This is a genomic window from Bacillus sp. SIMBA_008 (genome assembly GCF_046535495.1).
Classification (GTDB): Bacteria; Bacillota; Bacilli; order Bacillales; family Bacillaceae; genus Bacillus; species Bacillus subtilis.
Map to the genome: position 1 here is coordinate 1 of NZ_JAWRWL010000749.1, position 258 is coordinate 258.

Sequence of the window (258 nt, forward strand, 5' to 3'; positions counted from 1 at the left end):
TCTCATATTTTCAGCCGCCAATATCATTGCTGCATCGCCTGGTTCGCCCATGACGGGCACCTTTTGCTTGAGCGGCGCACGATAACCCGCTTCATCAAGAGAGAGCACAAGTTGTTTCGCATCATAGATCAAGTGATCTCCGTTCATACTGATTCGGTCACTCGCGCGAAGCATGTTCATATCCCGCGCTTCCTCTGCCGAAGTGGATACTTTCGCCATTGCAATTGTTTCAAATGTTTTCATCGTGGCGTCTTGTAT

Annotated in this window: 1 pseudogene; it reads right to left on the reverse strand. The window is 48.8% G+C overall.

What is annotated here, in order from left to right:
- A pseudogene (locus SB658_RS25275) lies at positions 1-258 on the reverse strand (3-hydroxyacyl-CoA dehydrogenase); the annotation flags it as partial.